The sequence below is a fragment of the Flavobacterium piscis genome, assembly GCF_001686925.1.
GTDB lineage: Bacteria > Bacteroidota > Bacteroidia > Flavobacteriales > Flavobacteriaceae > Flavobacterium > Flavobacterium piscis.
In genome coordinates this window covers 164,520-186,443 of record NZ_LVEN01000035.1, presented here as the reverse complement: position 1 = coordinate 186,443, position 21,924 = coordinate 164,520, and the positions used below count along the sequence as shown (strand labels likewise).

The 21,924-nt window shown below is 36.1% G+C and carries 16 protein-coding genes; 3 read left to right on the top strand and 13 right to left on the bottom strand.

Annotated features, from left to right (window positions below):
* Nucleotides 1-147: 147 nt before the first annotated feature.
* Entirely contained in the window at nt 148-2,058 is a 1,911-nt protein-coding gene (gene rho / locus FLP_RS15635; RefSeq protein WP_065450459.1) for a transcription termination factor Rho, read from the top strand.
* A gap of 322 nt (nt 2,059-2,380) precedes the next feature.
* Here rho and FLP_RS15630 read toward each other — a convergent pair whose 3' ends face one another.
* The 3 genes from FLP_RS15630 to FLP_RS15620 form a co-directional block, all read right to left on the bottom strand.
* Nucleotides 2,381-3,397: a M28 family peptidase gene (locus tag FLP_RS15630; protein WP_065450458.1), complete on the bottom strand. Its 1,017-nt coding sequence runs from the start codon at nt 3,395-3,397 to the stop codon at nt 2,381-2,383.
* 305 nt (nt 3,398-3,702) lie between these two features.
* Nucleotides 3,703-4,476, bottom strand: a complete 774-nt coding sequence (locus FLP_RS15625; RefSeq protein WP_065450457.1) for a dienelactone hydrolase family protein — start codon at nt 4,474-4,476, stop codon at nt 3,703-3,705.
* 118 nt (nt 4,477-4,594) lie between these two features.
* Nucleotides 4,595-5,047 carry an Lrp/AsnC family transcriptional regulator gene (locus FLP_RS15620; RefSeq protein ID WP_065450456.1) on the bottom strand — a complete coding sequence of 151 codons (453 nt, stop codon included), beginning with the start codon at nt 5,045-5,047 and terminating at the stop codon, nt 4,595-4,597.
* Nucleotides 5,048-5,271: 224 nt separating this feature from the next.
* Here FLP_RS15620 and rocD point away from each other — a divergent pair, with 224 nt between their 5' ends.
* Complete coding sequence (gene rocD, locus FLP_RS15615; protein WP_065450455.1) at nt 5,272-6,525, top strand: ornithine--oxo-acid transaminase; 1,254 nt, start codon at nt 5,272-5,274, stop codon at nt 6,523-6,525.
* 251 nt (nt 6,526-6,776) lie between these two features.
* A complete protein-coding gene (locus tag FLP_RS15610; RefSeq protein WP_065450454.1) occupies nt 6,777-7,241 on the top strand; it encodes a DUF1810 domain-containing protein in 465 nt (154 codons plus the stop codon).
* A gap of 359 nt (nt 7,242-7,600) precedes the next feature.
* Here the strand turns inward: FLP_RS15610 and FLP_RS15605 are convergent, their stop codons facing one another.
* The 10 genes from FLP_RS15605 to FLP_RS15560 all read right to left on the bottom strand — a co-directional run bounded on the left by FLP_RS15605 (nt 7,601) and on the right by FLP_RS15560 (nt 21,921).
* Nucleotides 7,601-9,247, bottom strand: a complete 1,647-nt coding sequence (locus FLP_RS15605) for an arylsulfatase (protein ID WP_065450453.1) — start codon at nt 9,245-9,247, stop codon at nt 7,601-7,603.
* 484 nt (nt 9,248-9,731) lie between these two features.
* Nucleotides 9,732-10,994 carry a YeiH family protein gene (locus FLP_RS15600; protein WP_065450452.1) on the bottom strand — a complete coding sequence of 421 codons (1,263 nt, stop codon included), beginning with the start codon at nt 10,992-10,994 and terminating at the stop codon, nt 9,732-9,734.
* A gap of 285 nt (nt 10,995-11,279) precedes the next feature.
* Complete coding sequence (locus FLP_RS15595; protein WP_065450451.1) at nt 11,280-12,896, bottom strand: sulfatase-like hydrolase/transferase; 1,617 nt, start codon at nt 12,894-12,896, stop codon at nt 11,280-11,282.
* Between the two features lie 303 nt (nt 12,897-13,199).
* Nucleotides 13,200-13,919 carry a thioredoxin domain-containing protein gene (locus tag FLP_RS15590; protein ID WP_065450450.1) on the bottom strand — a complete coding sequence of 240 codons (720 nt, stop codon included), beginning with the start codon at nt 13,917-13,919 and terminating at the stop codon, nt 13,200-13,202.
* A gap of 127 nt (nt 13,920-14,046) precedes the next feature.
* Nucleotides 14,047-15,117 carry a sterol desaturase family protein gene (locus tag FLP_RS15585; protein WP_065450449.1) on the bottom strand — a complete coding sequence of 357 codons (1,071 nt, stop codon included), beginning with the start codon at nt 15,115-15,117 and terminating at the stop codon, nt 14,047-14,049.
* A 272-nt stretch (nt 15,118-15,389) separates the two neighbouring features.
* Entirely contained in the window at nt 15,390-15,986 is a 597-nt protein-coding gene (locus tag FLP_RS15580) for a DUF1214 domain-containing protein (RefSeq protein ID WP_065450448.1), read from the bottom strand.
* Nucleotides 15,987-16,262: 276 nt separating this feature from the next.
* A complete protein-coding gene (locus FLP_RS15575; RefSeq protein WP_065450447.1) occupies nt 16,263-16,814 on the bottom strand; it encodes a DUF1254 domain-containing protein in 552 nt (183 codons plus the stop codon).
* Nucleotides 16,815-16,883: 69 nt separating this feature from the next.
* Nucleotides 16,884-18,809: an arylsulfatase gene (locus FLP_RS15570; RefSeq protein WP_065450446.1), complete on the bottom strand. Its 1,926-nt coding sequence runs from the start codon at nt 18,807-18,809 to the stop codon at nt 16,884-16,886.
* Nucleotides 18,810-18,852: 43 nt separating this feature from the next.
* Nucleotides 18,853-20,421: an arylsulfatase gene (locus FLP_RS15565; protein WP_065450445.1), complete on the bottom strand. Its 1,569-nt coding sequence runs from the start codon at nt 20,419-20,421 to the stop codon at nt 18,853-18,855.
* Nucleotides 20,422-20,448: 27 nt separating this feature from the next.
* Nucleotides 20,449-21,921, bottom strand: a complete 1,473-nt coding sequence (locus tag FLP_RS15560) for a RagB/SusD family nutrient uptake outer membrane protein (RefSeq protein ID WP_065450444.1) — start codon at nt 21,919-21,921, stop codon at nt 20,449-20,451.
* Nucleotides 21,922-21,924 lie beyond the last annotated feature (3 nt).

Genomic DNA, 21,924 nt, shown 5'->3' with positions numbered 1-21,924 from the left:
TTTTTAAAATACTATTGTATGATAAAATTTTATTCGTATTATTGCATCATAATACCGTAAGCACTTCATACTGCGGTCAATCGAAAATTATTATCTACCTATCTTTTTACAGTATTCCGTTAAAATAATTAAATTCATAGAACATTCATGTTTGATATTTCTGCATTAAAAGAAATGAAGCTTTCTGAGCTTCAAGAAATAGCTAAGTTAGCTAAAACTATAAAGTTTACTGGTGTCAAAAAAGAGACCTTAATCAGTCAGATTTTAGCACATCAGGAAACCACTGTAGCACCGTCTCCTAGTGCTGTTACTGAAAAGGAAAATGTTGATGATAAGCCTAAAAGAGCAAGGATTGTTCCTGTGAAAAAAGCGGCTATTAGTAAAAATGCTCCAGTCTTAGAATTTGATACAATAGAGGAAACTCCGGAAAAAACAGAAGCTCCTGTAGTCGCAAAACAAGCTCCGGCAGCAAAAATAACTCCATCAGCCAAAATTGCTCCTAAAGCTAAACAAGCACCAATAGCAAAAGCAGCTGCAGAAGTTAAGGAAGGAACAGAAATTCCTGAAAATTTAGAAGTTCAGGAAGAAAATACGGAGATAGAGAAAAAAGGACCAAAAATCGTAAAATTCAATAAATCAGCTTACGAGAAAAAAGTCGCTTTGCAAAAAGAAAAAGAAGCCACAAAAGAAGCAATTCCTGAAGGCGAAGCTGTAGCAGAAACTTCGACTGCTGAAAAAACAGAAGTGGCAGTTCCAGCAAAAAAGGTCAATCCGAACCAAAATAAAAATCCAAACCAGAATCCAAATCAAAATCCTAATTCAAACGCTAATCCTAATGCAAATGTAAATCCAAATGCAAATGGTAACGGAAATGGGAATAACGGGAATCAAAATCCAAATCATAAAAATAAAAAGAACAATTTCAGAGATTCAGATTTTGAATTTGACGGAATTATAGAAAGTGAAGGTGTTCTTGAAATGATGCCGGACGGTTATGGTTTTTTACGTTCATCAGATTATAATTATTTAGCCTCTCCCGATGATATTTATTTATCAACGTCACAAATCAGATTATTCGGTCTTAAAACCGGAGATACTGTAAAAGGAGTGGTTCGTCCTCCAAAAGAAGGCGAAAAGTTTTTCCCATTAGTTCGTGTACTTAAAATTAATGGTCACGATCCGCAAGTGGTTCGCGACAGAGTTTCTTTTGAGCACCTTACACCAGTTTTTCCTTCAGAAAAATTCAAGTTAGCCGAAAAAGGCAGTTCAGTTTCAACCCGTATTATCGATTTGTTTTCTCCAATAGGAAAAGGACAGCGTGGTATGATTGTCGCTCAGCCTAAAACGGGTAAAACAATGTTACTAAAAGACATTGCAAATGCAATTGCAGCCAATCATCCTGAAGTTTACTTAATCGTTCTTTTGATCGATGAGCGTCCAGAGGAGGTTACAGATATGCAACGTAGCGTTCGTGGAGAAGTAATCGCTTCTACTTTTGACAGAGAACCACAAGAACACGTGAAAATTGCTAATATTGTTTTGGAAAAAGCAAAACGTTTAGTAGAATGCGGACATGATGTCGTAATCTTATTAGACTCAATCACACGTTTGGCAAGAGCTTACAATACTGTTCAGCCAGCTTCTGGAAAAGTATTAAGCGGTGGTGTTGATGCCAATGCATTGCAAAAACCAAAACGTTTCTTTGGAGCAGCAAGAAATGTAGAAAATGGTGGTTCGTTAAGTATCATTGCAACAGCATTGACTGAAACTGGTTCTAAAATGGATGAGGTGATCTTTGAAGAATTTAAAGGAACCGGTAACATGGAACTTCAATTAGATCGTAAAATTGCCAACAAACGTATCTTCCCTGCAATCGATCTTACTTCGTCAAGTACACGTCGTGATGATTTGTTATTAGACGAAAAAACATTACAAAGAATGTGGATCATGCGTAAATATCTATCAGATATGAACCCTGTAGAATCTATGGATTTTGTAAACGAACGTTTTAAGAAAACCAGAAACAACGAAGAATTTTTGATTTCAATGAATGACTGAAAAAGACGCTAAGGTTCTGAGATGCTAAGATTCTAAGTTTTTCTTTTGGAATCTATAAATATAAAAAAGGGATGAGTTTAAAAACTCATCCCTTTTTGTTGTTATTGATTTTTGTGCTATGATATGTTCAAAGTTTGTGTCAATTTCGACGGAGGAGAAATCACATAAAGTGAAGGCATATATTGCGTCGCTCTCTGGATGTGATTTCTCCTCCGAAATGACAATATTAGACTTAAGTCTATAAAAGAAAACTTAGAATCTTAGCATCTCAGAACCTTAGTAACTCTTTTAGAAAAACTCAGAATCTTAGTGTCTCAGCAACTTATTTCTTATCCACTACCGGTCTGTTCTCTCTATTGGCTAATTCCCAGGCGATTGAAAAGGCTAATTTTGTTCTTTTGGTTAATGCATCGTACTCAATTTTTTCAGGTTCGTCACCTTTTCCATGATAATCTTCGTGAACTCCGTTGAAGAAGAATACTGACGGAATACCATGTTTTGCAAAGTTATAATGATCAGAACGTTCGTAAAAATGATTTGGATCTTTAGGGTCATTAAATTTAAAATCCAAATCTATTTTGGTGTATTTTTCATTTTGTGCTACTACAATATTATGCAGATCGCTTGATAATCTGTCGGCACCAATTACATAAACATAATTATTTGTTTGAGCATGTTCTACATCACGACGACCAATCATGTCGATATTGATATCTGTAATGGTATTGGCAATTGGAAACAAAGGATTTTCAGAATAATAACGTGAACCATGCAAACCGTGCTCTTCTCCTGTTACATGAAGGAATAAGATCGAACGTTTTGGTCCGTGTCCTTGTTTCTTAGCTTTTGCAAATGCTTTTGCCATTTCGATTACCGCTACAGTTCCGGATCCGTCATCATCGGCTCCGTTATAAATTTCGCCTTTTTGGATACCTACGTGATCGTAATGAGCAGAAATTACTAAGACTTCATCCGGTTTTTCAGAACCTTCAATATAAGCCCAGATGTTCTCGGAATCTGGTAAATTTTCGTTTCGTCTGGCGTTTAGGAAGGCAGCAGGAATGTGTTGGTAATAATCTGTTGCTCCTTTAGGAAACGAAATTCCGCTTTTTTTATATTGTTCGATCATATAAAGACCCGCTTTTTTCTGCCCTTTAGATCCGGTTTCACGGCCTTCCATTTCGTCGGAAGCGATAACGTACAACATCTTTTTTAAATCTTTTTCGCTAATAGATTTTATGTATTTAGTAGGATCAGAATTGTCTTTTGATGCAGCCGACTGCATATTTTTGCATGAAAAGGCAGTGCCAATTAATAATAGAAGAATAATTTTTTTCATTGTTGTTTAATGTAAGTTTACAAATGTGTAAAAAGCGTATAAGATTAGTAAAAATAGAATAAAAAAGGAGTTAATAAAAAACAAAGCCATACTTTTTGCAAACTACAGCCATTTGGTTTGTCCGTAAAAACGATGGTATAGGTGAAGCAATTACCCAAATTAGCGTGAATTAATTTTATTTTAAACCGGCGTAAATCCGGGTGCTATTTTTTGCCACAAATTGCACGAATTAGCACGAATTAATTATGTAAAAAATCGGTGTAAATCCTTTTAATCACAGTAATTCGTGTGCTATCAATACAATATTATTTTTTCAATACTTCATTCAGGAAAAGCTGCAAATGCTCAAATGATCTTTTTGCTGCAACTGCATTATAAGCGGCCCCTTTTGAGTTGTCGTTTCCTGCTTCAGGATTGGTAAAAGAATGAACGGCATTGGCATAATAAATCATTTGCCAGTCGGCTTTTGAGTCACGCATTTCCTGCTGAAAAGCTGTAATTTCTTCTTTTGATTCAAACGGATCATCGGCACCATGACAAACCAATACTTTTGTTGTAATTGGCTCAACAGCACGGGTTGCATCTTTACCTAAACCGCCGTGAAAAGAAACAACACCTTTTAAGTTCAAATGTCCGCGGGCAGCTTCAAGAACTCCGGTTCCTCCAAAACAATATCCTATAGCAACGATATTATCTGCATTGGCTCCGGATTTTACTAATTCCTGCAAAGCTGCATTGATTCGTTTTTGATAAACTTCGTGGTTCTTTTTGTAATAACCGGCTTGTTTTCCGGCTTCGGCAGTATTTTTTGGATAGTTTCCTTCGCCATAAATATCAGCGATAAAAACATTATAGCCTAGTTTTGATAAATTTTCGGCAATATCTTTCGAGGCTTTATCGATTCCCAACCAGGCAGGTAAAAGTAAAATACCCGGATTCTGACTGCTTTTTTTAACAGATTTCACAAACAAACCATTTAAAGCCTGAGAGCCATCTGTATATTTTACGGGTTTTAATTGTGCATTTATAGTGTTAGAAAACAGTATAGTAGCAAATAAAAGAAATGCAGAGTTTTTCATAGTGGTAGAATTTTAAACAAATATCAGAAATATTATGTTACAAAAATATCCCCTAAGATATTTCTTATTAGGTTTTCTACAGGATGACTTCTAAGATAAAAATCATTCGGATACTATCTTATAAGGTAATATTGCGTTTAAAAGCGCAGCCCAATTCAATAATAGAATCAGTTTTAGCGATGCCGGGAATACTGTCGATTTTTTCATAAAGAATTCTTCGCATATGTTCGTGGTTCGTTGCAATGATTTTAATATAAAGTGTGAAAGAACCAGTCACAAAATAACATTCGGTAATCTCCGGAATATCTTTTAAAGCTTCGATAATTCTATCTGAATCTGAATCTTTATTGAGTGTAATTCCCGTAAAAGAAGCCCAGTCGTAACCAATTTTCTTTTCCTGAATAATTGGTTTTATACCACTAATGACACCTTGCTCTATCATTCGATTAATTCGCTGATGCACCATAGTGTTTGATATTTTTAAATTAGCGGCAATCGCAGAAAAAGCCATTCGGCCATCTTTTTCTAATTCTTTGATGATGCTAATATCAAAATCGTCTAATATATCCATTGTCTTAACATTGATTTAAATTCACTTCCCGAATTCATAAAAGTAATTATTTTTTTTAATAAAGCAGGAGAAAACCAATTATAAAGACAAGTATTTTTGATTTTTTAATGGTTTAAAAATGCTATTTTTGACTTTAATAATAGTTTTTAAAAGTCAAAATGGTTGTTTTTGAGCCTGATTATGAATAAAATTTAATACTTTTGCTTTTTAAAAGAAACAAATTTATGGTACAAACTGATAAATCACTTTCGTCAAAATCAGAAGTTTTGATTGAAAAAGAAAATAAATACGGAGCTCATAATTACCATCCACTTCCGGTTGTGTTAGAAAGAGGAGAAGGTGTATATGTTTGGGATGTTGACGGAAAAAAATACTATGATTTTTTATCGGCTTATTCTGCAGTAAATCAAGGGCATTGTCATCCTAAAATTGTGAAAGCAATGACAGATCAGGCACAAAAACTGACTTTGACTTCTCGTGCTTTTTATAATGACAAACTGGGAGATTATGAGGAATTTGTAACGAAATATTTTGGTTTTGATAAAGTTTTGCCAATGAATACTGGTGCTGAAGCTGTTGAAACTGCTCTTAAAGTATGTAGAAAATGGGCTTATGAAGTAAAAGGTATTCCGGAGAATCAGGCACAAGTTATTGTTTGTGAAAATAATTTTCATGGAAGAACTACTACAATCATTTCATTTTCTAATGATGAAGGTGCCCGTAAAAACTTTGGTCCTTTTACAGAAGGATTTATAAAAATAGAATATGATAATCTTGAAGCTCTTGAAAAAGTTCTTGAATCGTCAAAAAATATAGCGGGATTTTTAGTAGAACCTATTCAGGGTGAAGCTGGAGTTTATGTACCGTCTGAAGGATATTTATCGAAAGCAAAAACATTGTGTGAAAAACATAATGTTCTATTTATTGCAGATGAGGTTCAAACCGGAATTGCACGTACCGGAAAATTATTAGCGGTTCATCATGAAAATGTTCAGCCTGATATTTTAATTTTAGGTAAAGCAATTTCAGGTGGCGTTTATCCTGTTTCGGCAGTGTTGTGCAACAATGAAATAATGAATGTGATTAAACCTGGTCAGCATGGATCGACTTTTGGCGGAAATCCTGTTGCTGCCGCTGTTGCCATTGCAGCGCTGGAAGTAATTAAAGAAGAAAATCTTGCTGAAAATGCAGAACGTTTGGGTATTATTTTAAGAAAAGGTTTAAACGAGATTGCAGAAAGAAATAACCTGATCACGCTGGTTCGTGGAAAAGGATTACTAAATGCTATTGTAATCAATTGTGGTGAAGACTCAGATTTAGCGTGGGAGATTTGCTTAAAATTCAGAGATAACGGATTATTAGCAAAACCAACTCACGGAAATAAAATTAGACTAGCGCCGCCATTGGTAATGACAGAAGCTCAAATTCAGGAATGTCTTGAAATTATCGAGAAATCATTAAACGATTTTAGGGATTAAAAAAACAGGTTAATTATTAAATAAAAAAGTTGCAAGATGTTCTTGCAACTTTTTGCTTTTTATGCGGTTGCTATAAATTATATAACAAGAGACATTAATTGTATAATTTTTTTAAGCGACTTGAGAGGTAGTTTTGAATGTCTTTAAAAATGAAATGAAAAGCGAATGTTTTTAATATTTCATTTTTAAATAAAAAATAAGAAAGAACCAAAAACGGTCTTACTAACTTTTATAAAAACAATTCTACTATAATGGCTTACTCAAATAATGATATAACACGTTTTTTAGATGCGCAGAATAAACTTTATTTAACCGCTCTTGCCGAAATGAAAAAAGGAAAAAAAGAAACACACTGGATGTGGTTTATTTTTCCTCAAATACAAGGATTAGGTACTAGTAATATATCAAAGTATTATGCGATTGCCAATCTTCAAGAGGCTAAAGAGTTTCTGGATCATCCTATTTTAGCTAAACATATTATAGAAATTTCAGCGTTGTTATTAACATTTAAAAGAAAATCTGCCGAAGGTATTTTAGGCGATTTAGGTGCCCGTAAATTATGTTCATCTATGACACTTTTTTCTCAGGTAGAAGGTGCTCATCCTATATTTCAGGAAGTTCTGGATACATTTTTCTTAGGATATTCAGATCAACTTACTTTATCCATCATTGATTCACAAGTAGTAGTGTCGCCAGCTGTTGAAGCATTAATATAAATTACGCTCAAACGTAAAGAAATAAAACCATTTCACTTTTAAGTGGAATGGTTTTTTGTTTGTGGAAGTTTTTTTTAAATCTGCGTGAAACTTTGCGCCTTTGCGCGATTAAATAATAAAGTTTTTTTCTCTAAACAGCGAGAAATTGGCACGCAAAGACGCAGAGTCGCAAAGTCTTTAGCTAATAGTTCAAGCTATGATAAGAGAACTTAAAAAAGATTAAACAGATTAAGAAAAATAAAATCTGCTAAATTTGCGTGAAAAATTAAAACACACAGCTATGTGTATTTTAATAAGTGAAACGCCTTTTTTGAGTTTAAAAAATCTATCTTTCTATGTGTTTAAAATAACTAAACCAGTTACTTTTTCAAAACTGCACCACCAGGCATAATCTCCGTTTTCAATTTGAATTTACTGTATTCAACCACTCCGGTTTTATCTGCCCAATCAAAATAAGCAGCCGAAAGTTGGTTTACAATTCCCGGATTTTGTTGTGCGACATTGGTGGTTTCGCCGCGATCGGTTTCTATATTATAAAGTTCCCATTCGTAAGACGGATAAGTCGAAACCAGTTTCCATTTCTCATCTCTTACGGCTCTGTTACCCGCTCTTTCCCAAAATAATGGTGCGCCTCTATCGACCTGTGAAACATTATTAAATAAAACAGGTAACAAACTGCTCCCAACCAAAGGGTTTGTCGTCACACCATTATACTGTTTGGGATATTCAATTCCGGCCAATTCATAAAAAGTAGGAGCAAGGTCAATAATATGTCCCGTTCCTTTATCAATTCGGCCCGCTTTTATTTTTGATGGAAACCACGCAATAAACGGAGAACTGAAGCCGCCTTCATGCATGTTATTTTTATATTGCTGCAACGGAGTATTCGATAAATACGCCCAGTTTTGTTCCTGATAATCAAAAGATCCCGAAGTTCCAACTGGTCCTTCATTGCGAACTAAACCACGCCCTAACGGATTATAAGTATTAAAACCGCCTTGCGCTCCATTATCAGAAATGAAAATAATCAGCGTGTTTTTGTCTTTTTTCAACGCTTTTAATTTCTCTAAAACTTTCCCCACATTCTGATCCATATTATCGACCATGGCAGCGTAAACTTCCATTTTTGCTTTCCAGAATTGCTTTTCATCATAAGTTAATTTACTCCATTCCGGCACTTCAGGATCTCTTGCAGAAACCGTTTGATTGGCGGGTAAAATGCCATTTGCTTTTAGTTTTTCAATTCTTTTTTCTCTTAAAATATCCCAGCCTTCATCAAATTTTCCTCTGTATTTGGCAATGTCCGCGGGTTTTGCCTGTAATGGCCAATGCGGAGCCGTAAACGCCAAATACAAAAAGAACGGTTTGTTTTCTTTATTTTGTTCGTCTAAGAAAGTCACGGCATTGTTCCCAATTTCATCTGTAAAATAATACGAATCATCTTTTGGATGCAATTCTTCATTGTTACGAATTAGTTTTACCGGATAAGGCGTTTTCCCAAAAGGCAAAGGTTTGGTATCAAAATAGTTCGATGCACCTTTCAGGATTCCGTAAAATTTATCAAATCCTCTTTGATTCGGCCATTGAGCTTTATCTTCGGAACCTACGTGCCATTTTCCGGAAAGCAAAGTGCTGTAACCACCAGAACGAAAAACTTCTCCCAATGTCAGAGATTCTTTGTTGAGATAACCCTGATAGGCTGGCAATCCTAAATTAACATCAAAAAATCCCATTCCGGCTTTGTGTTGATATTGCCCAGTAAGCAAAGAACCGCGTGTGGGCGCACAAATCGAATTGTTGTAAAATTCGCGTAAGCGTAAACCTTCACTGGCTAATTTATCGAGATTGGGTGTTTTAATTTCGGAACCATAATTCCCTAAATCAGAATAGCCCATATCATCGACCATTATTAAAATAATGTTGGGTTTTTCAGAAGTTGTTTTGTTTTGTGCATTTAAAGCTACTACAGCAAGTAGAAGATTTAGTGTAATAAGTATTTTTTTCATTATTGTTGATATTTTTAAAATGTCGAAAATTATATTGTAGGGATGGATTTTAATCCATTCTTCTCATTTTTGTTATCTTGGATTTTATAATAAAACCAAATCTTTTTTTAGGAGCTAATCCCGCTATCCGTTCCAATCTTTTGTGCCGAACCCCGGCACAAAAGGATTTCCACTTCTATCGGGGCTAGGCCAATCATAGTTTGTCATCCCGAGGAACGAGGGATCTCCGCAAGAAACTCCGCAAAGAATAGCGACAATCGTTGTAGAGTTAATTGTGTGCCCTTCGACTTCGCTCAGGATGACAATGATTGTGGTTACTTTTGTCTAAATCATTGAATTTAAACTTTGTCAAAGTTTTAAAATTTGACAAAGTTCTCGAGGTCAAAATCTGGTTTTACATTCCCATAGCTATGTGTTTTATTACGAGTGAAACGACTTATTTTAACACTCCAAAAAGCTATGTCTCTATGTGTTTAAAAAAAAATCATTTTCCAAACAGTAAAAAAGCGATAATCAGCGTAATAATCACATTGAATAATTGCGCGATTAAGAAAGCGTATAAAGGTTTGCGGCTATTATTACTCAGTAAATCTTTAAAGTTCGTTTCCAATCCAATACTGGTAAAAGCAAGAGCAAACCAAATTCCCTGTATATTCTTTAAACTGTCTTTTACTTCGTCCCTCGCTTCAGAAGTAAGAAAAAAAGAAAAGAGGATTGAAGCCATAATAAAACCGATAACAAACTTTGGAAAACGTTCCCAAATTACTTTTAACGTAGGTTTCGATGTTTTGGCTTCCGCCGAATTATTATGCGTGTACGTCCAATAAACCGATATGGCAAAAGCAGCAATTCCCAGTAATACATTTTGAGAAAATTTGACAATCGTACTAATTTTTAAGGCCGTTTCTCCAACCAAAGATCCGGAAGCTACGACTGCACCCGATGTATCGATACTTCCGCCTAACCAAGCTCCGGTAACTTCTTCAGGGAAATTGAAATATTTGGCAATTATGGGCATGAAAATCATCATTGGGATTGCGGTTACCAAAACAATTGAAATTACATAAGACAGTTTTTTCGAATCGCCTTTGATCGCTCCCGAAGTAGCTATAGCTGCGGAAACACCACAAATAGAAACCGCGCTCGAAATCATCATGGTCAATTCGTCATCGATTTTTAATTTTCGGCAAAGCCAAAAAGCAAAATACCAAACTGCTAAAACAACAACCAAAGCCTGAATTAATCCCAGAGAACCGGCTTTTAGAATGTCTGAGAAAATAACGCTGGTTCCTAATAAAACCAAACCTATTTTGACAAATACTTCTGTAGAAAGTGCTGGTCGAAACCATTCGGGAAGTTTGAAGAAGTTTCCAATCCCTAAACCGATGGCTAAACTGAAAATTACAGCTTCGAGATTTAGCCCTTTTACTTCTGTATTACCTGCGATGATGAGTGCGATAACAGTTAAAATATAAACTACCGGAAAGCCTAATAAAAAGTATTTTACTGATTTCCCGATTAAAAAAGCACCTAAGGTTCCGATGGAAATAAGGTAAAGAAATTGTAATCCGAGGACTTTTAGGTTTTCAAGATTGAAGACATCGTGAAATAAATCGGTTCCGGTGGACCATTTGAAAACGGGAACTTCGGGAAGAAAAACAAAAAGGGAAATCCCGATGATAATAAATCCCAGAAGTACGACGGTCCAGTCTTCGTGAATGGTAAATTGTTTGGTTGGGGTTGACATTGTTTTATTTTATTATCCTAACAGGTTTTCAATCCCGAAACTTCGGGACTGTTAGGTATTATTTATTGGTTATTGTTTTTTTTGCATAGCCTCCAGCTTTAGCTGGAGTTATCGTTGTGTAATTAACATTGGCTTTAGTTTAACTTTTATATTTGGCTAAAGCCCTGAAATATTATTAAATCTAATCTCCAGCTAAAGCTGGAGGCTATTCAAAAATCGAATTAAAAGATATTCTGAATTAAACCCGACAGGTTTTTAAAACCTGTCGGGTTTGTATGATGTTGACTATAAATCGACAAAATATTTTTGTTTGCCAAAATCAAATTCATAATGCGTTAAATTTGGCCATAAAGGTTTTACCAAACCCTTTTCCCAGTTTTGTAAAGCAAGATGTAATTCTTTTACTTTTGCCGGATTTTTTGAAGCCAAATCTGTCTTTTCAGACTTGTCATTTGCTAAATTATAAAGCCATTCTTCATGGGTTTTTCCGCTGATGATTAATTTCCAGTCACCGCTTCTGATGGCTTTTGCATCGCCGGAACGCCAGTATAGCGTTTTATGTGCTTCTTTTTGTTCATTGACTGTATTAACAAGATCAACACCATCGTAAACGCGGTCTTTTGGTAAATCAGAATGTATGGCCGCGGCAATCGTAGCGAAAATATCCAATGTACTTACCGGAGTTTTATAAATAGTATGAGGTTTGATTTTTCCCTTCCACGAAAGTGCAAACGGAACATTTACGCCACCTTCGAAATGAGAAAATTTTCCGGCTTTTAATGGCGCGTTTGTGGTGGCAAAAGTATAATCGGCGCCACCGTTGTCGCTGGCAAAAATGATAAGAGTGTTATCTTCCAGACCTTCTTTTTTAACTTTTGCCCTGATTCTTCCCACGGCATCATCTAGGGCGCTGATCATGGCAAAATAAACACGTTTGTTTTCGTCTTTGACATTCGGGAAACGATCGTAGTATTTTTTACGAACCTGAAATGGCGTATGTGGTGCATTAAACGGAACATAAAGTAAGAATGGTTTCTTTTTATTTCTATCAATAAAAGCTTCGGCTTCATCTGCAAATGTTTCGGTGAGATAAGCTTTATTATGAATGATCGTAGTATCACGACGAATTTGCCCAATGCCAACGCGGCCATTTCCCCAAATTGTTTTATCTGTAAAATCTTTATGGTGGTGGTTGATGATATCCGGATTATCATCTTCGGGAGTGTAAAGCGAAAATGCCTGATAAAAACCGTAATGATAATCGAACCCGCGGTCTAAAGGAAAAAATCCTTTGTTGTGTCCCAAATGCCATTTTCCGATAATTCCTGTGCTGTAACCTTCTCTTTTAGCAAGGTCAGCAAACGTAATTTCAGATTGTGGCAAACCTTGTGTGGCGATCGAAGCTTCGTTTGGGTAATTGATTTTATCATTTAATCTCCAATTATTGGTGTTGATTAAATATTTGAAACCGTAATATTCTAAATTGTTTTTTGGATAACGATCTCCGGGTTGGTATTCGTGCCCAAAACGTTCCTGATAGCGTCCTGTTAAAATTCCGGCACGTGAAGGAGAACAAATTGAAGCCGAAACATAACCATCCTGAAACGTAACTCCGGATGCGGCTAAGGAATCTATTTGTGGTGTTGGTGTCGATTTCCCTCCGTACAACGAAATATCATATTTCCCTAAATCGTCTGCTAAAAGAATGATAATATTTGGTTTTTTGAAAGAACTGTCTGTTGGGACTTTTTCAGATAAAAATGCTGCTTTTCCTTTAAATAATTTTGCGTCCGGTTTTATTAAGGTTCCATCTGTGTTGATGGGCCAGAATAAAAAGATAGCCAGAATTGCCACTACAATAAGAATGGGAAAAAGAATCTTTTTTGTTTTTGATAATGCCATGGTTTTTATTTTTTTATTTTGGATGTTGTTTTGAAACGCATAGAAACTCTTAATTTTTAGGGCGACAACTTTGTCAAAGTTTTAAACTTTGACAAAGTTTGCACTCAAAGCTATTATGCGCATTTTTGTCATCCCAAGGAACGAGGGATCTCCGTTAGTAGCTCGACATGCTACATAAACTTTGCGTTAGTTTCTTGCGGAGATCCCTCGTTCCTTGGGATGACAAAATGGCGATTATGATTGCGAAAGACAGATTAAAATAGTTAGTAAAATAATAATCTGCCCAATCTGCGTGAAAAAAAATTATTTCACAGCCAAGGCCGTATCTACATTATTTTTCAAATCACCTAAACCGTCATTTTTAAAAACAATTTTACCGTTTTGATACAAGATCAAAGTTGGAAAAACTTTTACAGTCTTTAAGTCAGCGATGACTTGCGGGCTTTCTTCTAACTCAATCTGAACAATTTTAAGTTTCTCTCCGTATTGTGTTCTTAGATTTTCTAAAATAGGTTTTACGGTTTTGCAGGTGGCGCAATATTTAGAACCAATGTCGACCAACACATACTTATTTTCTGCTATTATTTTTTTGTATTCAGGCAATGATAATTTGCTTTTTAGATTGGTATAAAAAGATTTTCCGCCACCAATCCAGGCTGCAATTCCGCCCTCTAAAATATAGACTTCAGAGAAACTTTTTTTTATTAATTCAGTTGATAAAAGACCGCTTCTGTAAGCTGCAATAGAATAGATAAATACCGGCTGTGAAGGATTTAAAGCAGCTACAGCTTTCTCGTAATTCTCTGATTTAAGATTGAAATTTACTGCACCTTCAATATGATTTAACGCAAATTCTTCGGGACCTCTGGCATCAATTATCTGTGGATTTTTTTGTGCTTTAATTTTCGCATAAAAGGCATCCAGTAATACAATACTACTGGAGCCTTTATCTTGTGAAAAACCTAAAACGGTAAACAGTAAAAAGACAATTGTAAAACTGTTTTTAAATATTTTATTTTTCATGATTTCATTTTAAGCAATTACAATTTTTGGTATGGATTTAATTACAGATTATCTAAAGTTGAATAGATTGCTGTTAAAATTTACAACGTGAGAGTTATTATGTCTTACCTTTTTTTCAGGGTATTTTTTAAGATTGAGCCTGCTCGTAATACACCGGACCCGCAGAAACAGTTTCTATTTTGGCTTTTATTGGAACAGATAAGACTCCTTCTGCCAAAGCACTTCCTTCTTTTTTGGATTTGAATATTGGCCACAAAAATTGCGCATACCATTCTTCTTGTTTGTACGATTTCATTCCGTACGATTTTGGATATTTTCGTGTAATTAAAGCCGTTCCGAAAATCACATCCCAAAGAAAAAACATGTTCCCAAAATTTCCTTTAAAGTGTCCAACGCCGTCTCCGCTAGTATCTGCATGATGTGCGTGATGTGTTGCAGGAGTCGAAATTAAGCGTTCAAGAACCCATGCAACTGGATGTAAAATTCTGTATTTGTAAAATGGTTTGTCCCATTTGATGCTTGAATGCGCGCCAAGAGTGATGAAACTTTTGATCACCAGAACAAACAAAGCCGGTAATCCTAAACCAAAATACGTTAGTGTAGCCGTTAAATAAATTTGAGAAAAGAAAACCGTATAAATAAAGTTTTGTCTTGATGCCATCGCCATTCCCATATATGGAGCCGAATGATGCGTTCTGTGAAATCTCCACAAAAACGGAACCTGATGATGAAGTCTGTGGTACCAATATTGAGTTAAATCATCTGCAATTGCGATTAGGAAAAATCCTCCCCAAAACGGAACCCATGAAAGGGAGTTGGCCAAATTCGGGATTAAATATGGCAATGCCGTTAAGCTAAAAAATGCGATTACCGGTGGTAAAAGTAATTTTGGAGCCAGGAAACAAATAATATCTATTTTGCGTTCTTCACCCGTCCATTCATCATCATATAAACCGGCTGTAAATTCTATAATTCCCAAAACCAGCATAAAAACAGTTAATCCCCACGTACGAATGTTTTCGAAAGCGGGTTTTGTAAATTCTAAAAACGAGGGTAAGGTAAGGTGCGATTGTGTTATAGCGCCATTTGTTAGTTTGAAATAAAGAAATATTGCCACTACCGGAAGTGAATATATTACGAAACTAATACTTAAATCTCTTATTAATCTGCTTCTTGAATTGTGATCTATTACTGCCATGATATCTTATTTTAAAAAATTACTAATTAATGCTAAACCTCCCGCCAAAATGACTAGCGGAACTAAAAAAACAATCGCTCCCACGATGATTTTTTTTCCTATAATTTCATAGTCTACTCGTTTCATGATTTCTAATTTTTATGTTTATAACTGTATTGAAAATCAGTGTTCTTTGATAAAATGTAAAAATAAACAAAATACTACTTTAATTCTATTGAATTAATAGAGTTTTATTTATTGATTTTTTCCAAATTTGTGATAATATGTATTGATTATTTTTTTACTTTTTGAATTGTTGGAAGCGTTTCCACCGTTAAATTTTCTCTGAGTTTTTCAGACGGCAAATACAAGCGAATGATTAAACTTGCTTTTTGAACATCGTTTATTGGCAGCCAGTTTTCCTTCTTCTCAGTTCCTGAAAGATTGATTTTATACGAAGTACTATCAGCTTCATATTTTACATCTTCCAGATTATAGCTGTATTTATTGATTGGGTTTTTAATTAAAAAACCATTTTCGTCATACGCTGTAATGCTCCAATATTTCGCATCTAGTTTTTTTCCGCTAATTACATAATCGGCTTTTGGGTCTAATGCGTTTCCTTCGCTATCCGTACTTGTGCTCAGGTAAATAACTTCTTTTTTAGTTAAGGCATAAGGTCCGTAAACTGCCACTTGTGCAATGGTTAGTAAATCGGCTGAGTTAAGGTCTTTGTCTTTATCAACCGTTTGCCAGTTACCAATAATGCGTTGCGAATCGCTCTTGCCGGATTTGATGTTGTAAACACCAACGGCACTCCCAAATATAATAGCGAGAATGATCAATGCTACCGCAAGTCCTGTCTTTTTAATTTTTTGATTTAAAGCCATTTTAATTTTATTTAAATTGAATGCTGTGTTTTTTTAACTTTGACAAAGTTTTTATGCGCATTTTTGTCATCCTGACGGAGGAAGGATCTTCATAAGTAGCTCCGATTAGAAATTCGTCAATCTTTGTCGAGTTGCTCGTGGAGTTTCCTCGTTCCTCGGAATGACAAACTTTGGGCTACGATCACAAATGATGGATTAAATTAAAAAAAATCCGTTTAAATCCGTGTCTTTGCAAAGCAAACCCGTGTCATCTGCGTACCATGTCAAAGGTTAAGCTTACTTCCCTAATTTCTCAACCGTAACACCATGCTGCAATTCCGCCAATGTTTTTACCGGATATGCTTTCGAAACCAAATAACGAAACAGAATCAATCCTTTATTCGTTGGACTGTAAATGATTTTTTCCTTTGGAATATTTTTCAAGACTTCGGCAGTACTTCCTTCAGGAGCTAAATAATATTCGAATTTGGCTTTTACTTTTTCTTCGTTTTCTACAAAAAAATTGGTGGTGTTTTCCTGATAAGCAGAGATAGACCAATAAGTAGAATCGGGAACAATTCCTGAAATTTTCAATACATTTTCTTTCAAATCGTAATTGATTGTTGAATACAAAAAGTCAGGATTTGGTAACGGAATTACTCTGCTGTTTTCAGCATTGGGCTGATCTCCAAATCGTGGAGTATTGACAACGCCCAGACTTTTTTCTGCAAATTTTTTCTGCACGTAGTAGGGAGTTACCCAAATGGTCAGGTAGTAAAAACTTACTGCAATTACTACAAGAATCAAGGTGAATAGGCCTTTTTTCAAAATTGGTTTTGTTGCTGCCATAATTTACTTGTTTTAATATCAGTACTATTCATGATACTTTACAGCATGATGAATAGTACTGAAGAATTTCTATTTATTTTTCTTGTGAACTCGTTGTTTCAAAACATCCTGCCAGTCGATAAAAGGATAGATGTTATTTTTCTTCGCCTGATCATCAAAAGCAGCCTGAAGTTCTTTTAGTTTTTCAGGATTCTTTTTAGCCAGATCAACTCTTTCGTTAAAGTCAGTATTCAGGTTGTATAATTCCCAAACATCATTATCGTAGGTACTTGGTCCAGTACTTTTTGCCAAAGCGCCATTATCAACAATATCGATAAAATCAGGATGATGAGGTGCCGCAGCTTTCCAGCCATCTTTGTACAAAGCTCTTGATCCAAAAATATAATAGTATTGAATTTTATGTCTTGAAGGCGCTTTTGCATCGGCATAAGAATAGGCTAATGAAGTTCCCTGAATAGAATCCTGAGCAATACCGCGGATTTCCTTTGGAGCTGTAATGCCAACTGTTTCCAGAGTGGTTGGCAAAATATCGATCACGTGACCGTATTGGTTACGAATTCCAGGAGTTTTGATTCCTTTTGGATAATAAACAATCAACGGATTACGCGTTCCTCCTTCAGAATGAGCATCTTGTTTCAGGTTTTTAAAAGGTGTATTTGCAGCCAAAGCCCATCCGTAAGGATAATTTCCCTCGATAGCTTCCGGAGTTCCCAAAAGATCAATTTTAGCCAGATTTTCTTTTACATCATCTTCTTTCGAACCATTCCCGAATAATTTTTTCAACAACGGCTGATCGATTGTTCCGGATCCTGTTCCTTCTTTACTAGCTCCATTATCACCCAAAACAACGTAGAAAATGGTATTGTCTAACTGATTTATTTCTTTCAGATGATTTACAATTCGGCTTACTTCATAATCCGTATATTCAAGATATCCGGCGTAGATTTCCATGAAACGAGCGTATAATTTCTTTTCGTCAGGAGATAAAGTATTCCACGCTTTTACATACGAATCGCGCGTAGGCAATTTGGCATCAGCCGGAATTAAACCTAACTTCTTTTGATTGGCAATTACTTTATCACGGTAAACATCCCAGCCTTCATCAAATTTACCTTTGTATTTGTCGCTCCATTCTTTGGCTACCTGATGCGGAGAATGTGTTGCTCCTGGTGCATAATATAAAAAGAAAGGTTTGTTTGGCGCTGCACTTTTCTGGCGATCGATATAGGTAATGGCTTTGTCTGTGATTAATTCACTTAAGTGTTTCCCTTTTAAATCAGCTGTAAATTGGTTTTTAGATTTATCATTTCCTGCATTATTTAGTCTTGTATTTCCGTTTAACCAGGTTTGATCTTCAACTAAATCAGGATTATACTGATCTGTTTCTGATCCTAAGAATCCGTAGAAATGATCAAAACCTTTTCCGGTTGGCCATCTATCAAACGGACCTGCATCTGTAGCATCTTCATCTGGAGTTACACCGTATTTTCCAACAGCAAAAGTATTGTATCCGTTGTCGCGTAAAATCTCAGCAATCGTTCCTGCCGAAGACGGAATTCGACCATCATATCCCGGAAAACCTGCTGACATAGCAGTATGCGAAAACCCGCCTACGTGAACGGCGTGTGCATTACGACCTGTAAGTAATCCGGCGCGGGTAGGCGCACAAATCGCTGTGGTGTGAAAGTTGGTATAGCGCAAACCGTTATTGGCCAAACTCTCGAAAGTAGGTGTGTTGATCAAACCTCCAAAAGCACTTGTAGCGCCGTAACCCACATCATCTAATAAAATCCAGACTACGTTTGGCGCACCGTCAGGAGCTTTTACAGGATCTGGCCAATATTCTTTAGAATCGGCTAGTGTTTTGCCAATTACACCTTTGTAGTTGGGATCGGGTTTTATTTGCGCAAAACCTAATTGCGTCAGTATTAATGCAGTAATCAACAGCCCTTTTTGTGGACTTTTGATTTTAGTATTCAATTTTAAATTTTTCATTAGATTAAATTTTTTAATTATTTAATGCGTAATCATTGTTTAACTATTTTATTTTATTCCAATCTTGGATACCTACTTTTACAGACCATTGCTGATGTAATTCAATCAGGTTTTGGAGTAGTTTCGGTTCTGATTTTGCTACGTTTTTTGTTTCGGTTCTGTCAGTAGCAAGATTGTACAATTCCCAAGGCTGATTGTTTTCGGCTACAGCCTTCCATTGTCCTTTTCGTACTGCTTTGCTGCCTTCATGTTCCCAAAACAAAGCTTCATGTGCATCGGATTGTTGTCCTTCAAATTCCTTTTTTAAACTAATTCCTTCTAAAGGTGTTAGCTTTTTTCCCTGAAAAGAATCCGGATATTGAAAACCCGCATACTCGAGAAAAGTTGGAAAAATATCAATCAAATGACTTACTCTGTTGCTTACTGTTCCCGCTTTAATCTGCTTAGGATAATAAGCAATAAAAGGGGAAGCAATGCCACCTTCGTGAGTGTTCTTTTTGAATAATTGAAAAGGCGTGTTGCTCACATTTCCCCAAGGACTTTCGTAACTATCGATTGATGCAACTGAACCTGGTGTTCCATTTTTTTGTGTAACATAATTCCATTTTTTTACATCATCGGCACTTCCTCCATTATCCGAAAGAAAAAGAACGATCGTATTATCTTCTTCTCCCAACGACTTGACTTTCTGCAGGATTTCTCCAATTCCGGCATCCATTCGGTCAATCATGGCAGCGTAAATTGCCATTCGGGTATCCCATTTGTCTTTTTCTTCGGCGCTTAGTTTTTCCCAATCCGGTACTTTTTCAAAACGATTTGATAAGTCCCAATTTTTATCAATGATGCCTTGTACTTTTAATTTTTTAAAACGGCTTGCTCTCAATTTATCCCAGCCTTCGAGGTATTTGCCTTTGTATTTTGCAATATCTTCCGGCAATGCCTGAATGGGCCAATGTGGAGCATTATACGCCACATAAAGAAAAAAAGGCTGTTGCTTATTTCGTTGTTTTTCTAAAGAACTAAGGGCAAAATTGGTTATTTCCTGAGTTAGATAAGTAGAAGTATCTGTGCGAATAATTTCTTTATCTCCTTTCATAAAAGTGACTTTTCGTCCGTCATTATATAAAGGTTCTGAGTTAAAATAACTGCTTCCGTTGTTTTGTAAAGTAAAAGAATCATCAAACCCTCTATTAACCGCCCAGGCTGATGGTACCAGACCCACGTGCCATTTTCCGGAAACAATTGTGTTGTATCCTGCCTGTTTGAGTGCTTGCCCAATCGTGATGCAATGCTCGTTTAAATATCCCTGATAAGCCGGGAACCCTTTGTCCTGAACCATGTCGCCAATTCCTGCTTGGTGTGGATACAAACCCGTGAGCAATGAAGCCCGGGAAGGACAGCAACGTCCTGCATTGTAAAACTGCTTTATAATAAGCCCGTTTTTAGCGAGCTTATCTAAGTTTGGCGTTTTAATTTCTGACCCAAAAGCACCAATATCTGAGAAACCTAAATCATCTGCCAAAATGACGATGATATTAGGTTGCTTTTTCTGTGCCAATAGCTGAAATTGTGCAACAACCAATAGGGCAATAATGAACAGTTTTTTAATCATTTTATTTATTTGGATGAAAATCGGTTATTAGTATCCAGGGTTTTGTGGTAAGCCAACCGGATCGATACTTCTTTCGCTTTGTGGAATAGGGTAAAGGTTATTTCTTTCTGAAACAGAGTTTTTAGCTGTTACTTTTTTCACTTCGGTAACCAGAGTTCCCCAACGAACCAGATCGAACCAGCGTTGCCCTTCCTGAACAAATTCTTTTTTGCGTTCTTCCTGAATGGCAGCTCTAAAAGTGGTTTGTGTTAATCCCGATAAATCTACAGCTGCGTCCGGCGTTGTAATTGGTTTTCCAAAAGCTCTTCTTCTTACCTGATTGATCAGTTCATAAGCTTCCGGTGTTGGTGTTCCCTGTTCGTTTATCGCTTCTGCTAAAGACAGTAAAATATCAGCATAACGAATAATTGGAAAATTAATAGCTACGTTACCCGGAGTTGCCACATTGGTTAAATCCAAATATTTTTTAAAGATGGGTTTAGGGAAAGTGTAAATATTTGCAGTTCCCGGAATTGGCAATGTCTTGGCATAACTTACATCTCTTCTTGTATCTCCAGGAGCATATATGTCATAAAATAAAGCAACATCCGAGATAATATCTGCTGGTTCTGTAGCAGTAAAACCTATAAATGATGTCGATTGAAAAGTACTTCCGCTTGATCCGTTTCCTGCCTGATTTGGCTCGAACTGAACAGAAAAAATATGCTCTTTACCATTCTTTTTTGTTTTAGTAAAAATATCCTGAAAACTTTCAAAAAGGGCATATCCGTAACCACCGTTGATGACTTCTCTGGCTTTTAAAATTGCATTTGGATAATCTTTTCTGGTCAGATATACTTTGGTTAAAATTGCTTTTGCAGCTCCTGATGTTGCGCGTCCTGCATCACTTGCGGGATAAGTTGCAGGTAAGGCTTCGGCAGCATTCAAATCTGAAATAATCTGAGTGTAAACAGCATCAACAGTTTCTCTTCTTGATTTTAAACTTTCTAATTGTATAGAAGTTGGTTCATGCAATTCGATTGGCACTCCTCCCCACAAACGAACTGCCTGAAAGTATAGTAGTCCTCTAATGAATTTTGCTTCATTGATCAATCTTGTTTTAACCGTTTCGTTTCCTGCTACTTTAGGGATATTATCGATAGAAACATTGGCTCTGTTGATTCCGTTATAGATTTGGCGCCAGGCAACCTGAACACGATCAGAAGTGGCATCATGGGTCAAACTGCTCAAAGCTCTTACCTGCGGGTTTGTTGCCGAAACTCCTGCTGAAGCGTAATCTGTAGCCATATCGGTTAAGAAATAAAGGTTTCTGCCAAATAAACTTTGTTCTCCCGGATCAAGACTTAAAGAGGCATAAACAGCAGTTACACTTGCCACAGCATCATCCTGCGTTTTAAAATATTTATCTTCGGTAACAAAAGAGGTTGGTGTTACTTCTAAATCTGTGCACGATGCAAATAAACCGGCACTTAGTATGATTGTTATTAGTATCTTTTTCATTAT

Coding starts and splice junctions, on each gene's coding strand:
- rho (WP_065450459.1), top strand. CDS start 148: ATGTTTGATATTTCTGCATTAAAAGAAATGAAGCTTTCTGAGCTTCAA.
- FLP_RS15595 (WP_065450451.1), bottom strand. CDS start 12,896: ATGGCATTATCAAAAACAAAAAAGATTCTTTTTCCCATTCTTATTGTA.
- rocD (WP_065450455.1), top strand. CDS start 5,272: ATGGTACAAACTGATAAATCACTTTCGTCAAAATCAGAAGTTTTGATT.
- FLP_RS15570 (WP_065450446.1), bottom strand. CDS start 18,809: ATGAAAAATTTAAAATTGAATACTAAAATCAAAAGTCCACAAAAAGGG.
- FLP_RS15605 (WP_065450453.1), bottom strand. CDS start 9,247: ATGAAAAAAATACTTATTACACTAAATCTTCTACTTGCTGTAGTAGCT.
- FLP_RS15630 (WP_065450458.1), bottom strand. CDS start 3,397: ATGAAAAAAATTATTCTTCTATTATTAATTGGCACTGCCTTTTCATGC.
- FLP_RS15610 (WP_065450454.1), top strand. CDS start 6,777: ATGGCTTACTCAAATAATGATATAACACGTTTTTTAGATGCGCAGAAT.
- FLP_RS15580 (WP_065450448.1), bottom strand. CDS start 15,986: ATGGCTTTAAATCAAAAAATTAAAAAGACAGGACTTGCGGTAGCATTG.
- FLP_RS15620 (WP_065450456.1), bottom strand. CDS start 5,047: ATGGATATATTAGACGATTTTGATATTAGCATCATCAAAGAATTAGAA.
- FLP_RS15625 (WP_065450457.1), bottom strand. CDS start 4,476: ATGAAAAACTCTGCATTTCTTTTATTTGCTACTATACTGTTTTCTAAC.
- FLP_RS15585 (WP_065450449.1), bottom strand. CDS start 15,117: ATGGCAGTAATAGATCACAATTCAAGAAGCAGATTAATAAGAGATTTA.
- FLP_RS15565 (WP_065450445.1), bottom strand. CDS start 20,421: ATGATTAAAAAACTGTTCATTATTGCCCTATTGGTTGTTGCACAATTT.
- FLP_RS15575 (WP_065450447.1), bottom strand. CDS start 16,814: ATGGCAGCAACAAAACCAATTTTGAAAAAAGGCCTATTCACCTTGATT.
- FLP_RS15560 (WP_065450444.1), bottom strand. CDS start 21,921: ATGAAAAAGATACTAATAACAATCATACTAAGTGCCGGTTTATTTGCA.
- FLP_RS15590 (WP_065450450.1), bottom strand. CDS start 13,919: ATGAAAAATAAAATATTTAAAAACAGTTTTACAATTGTCTTTTTACTG.
- FLP_RS15600 (WP_065450452.1), bottom strand. CDS start 10,994: ATGTCAACCCCAACCAAACAATTTACCATTCACGAAGACTGGACCGTC.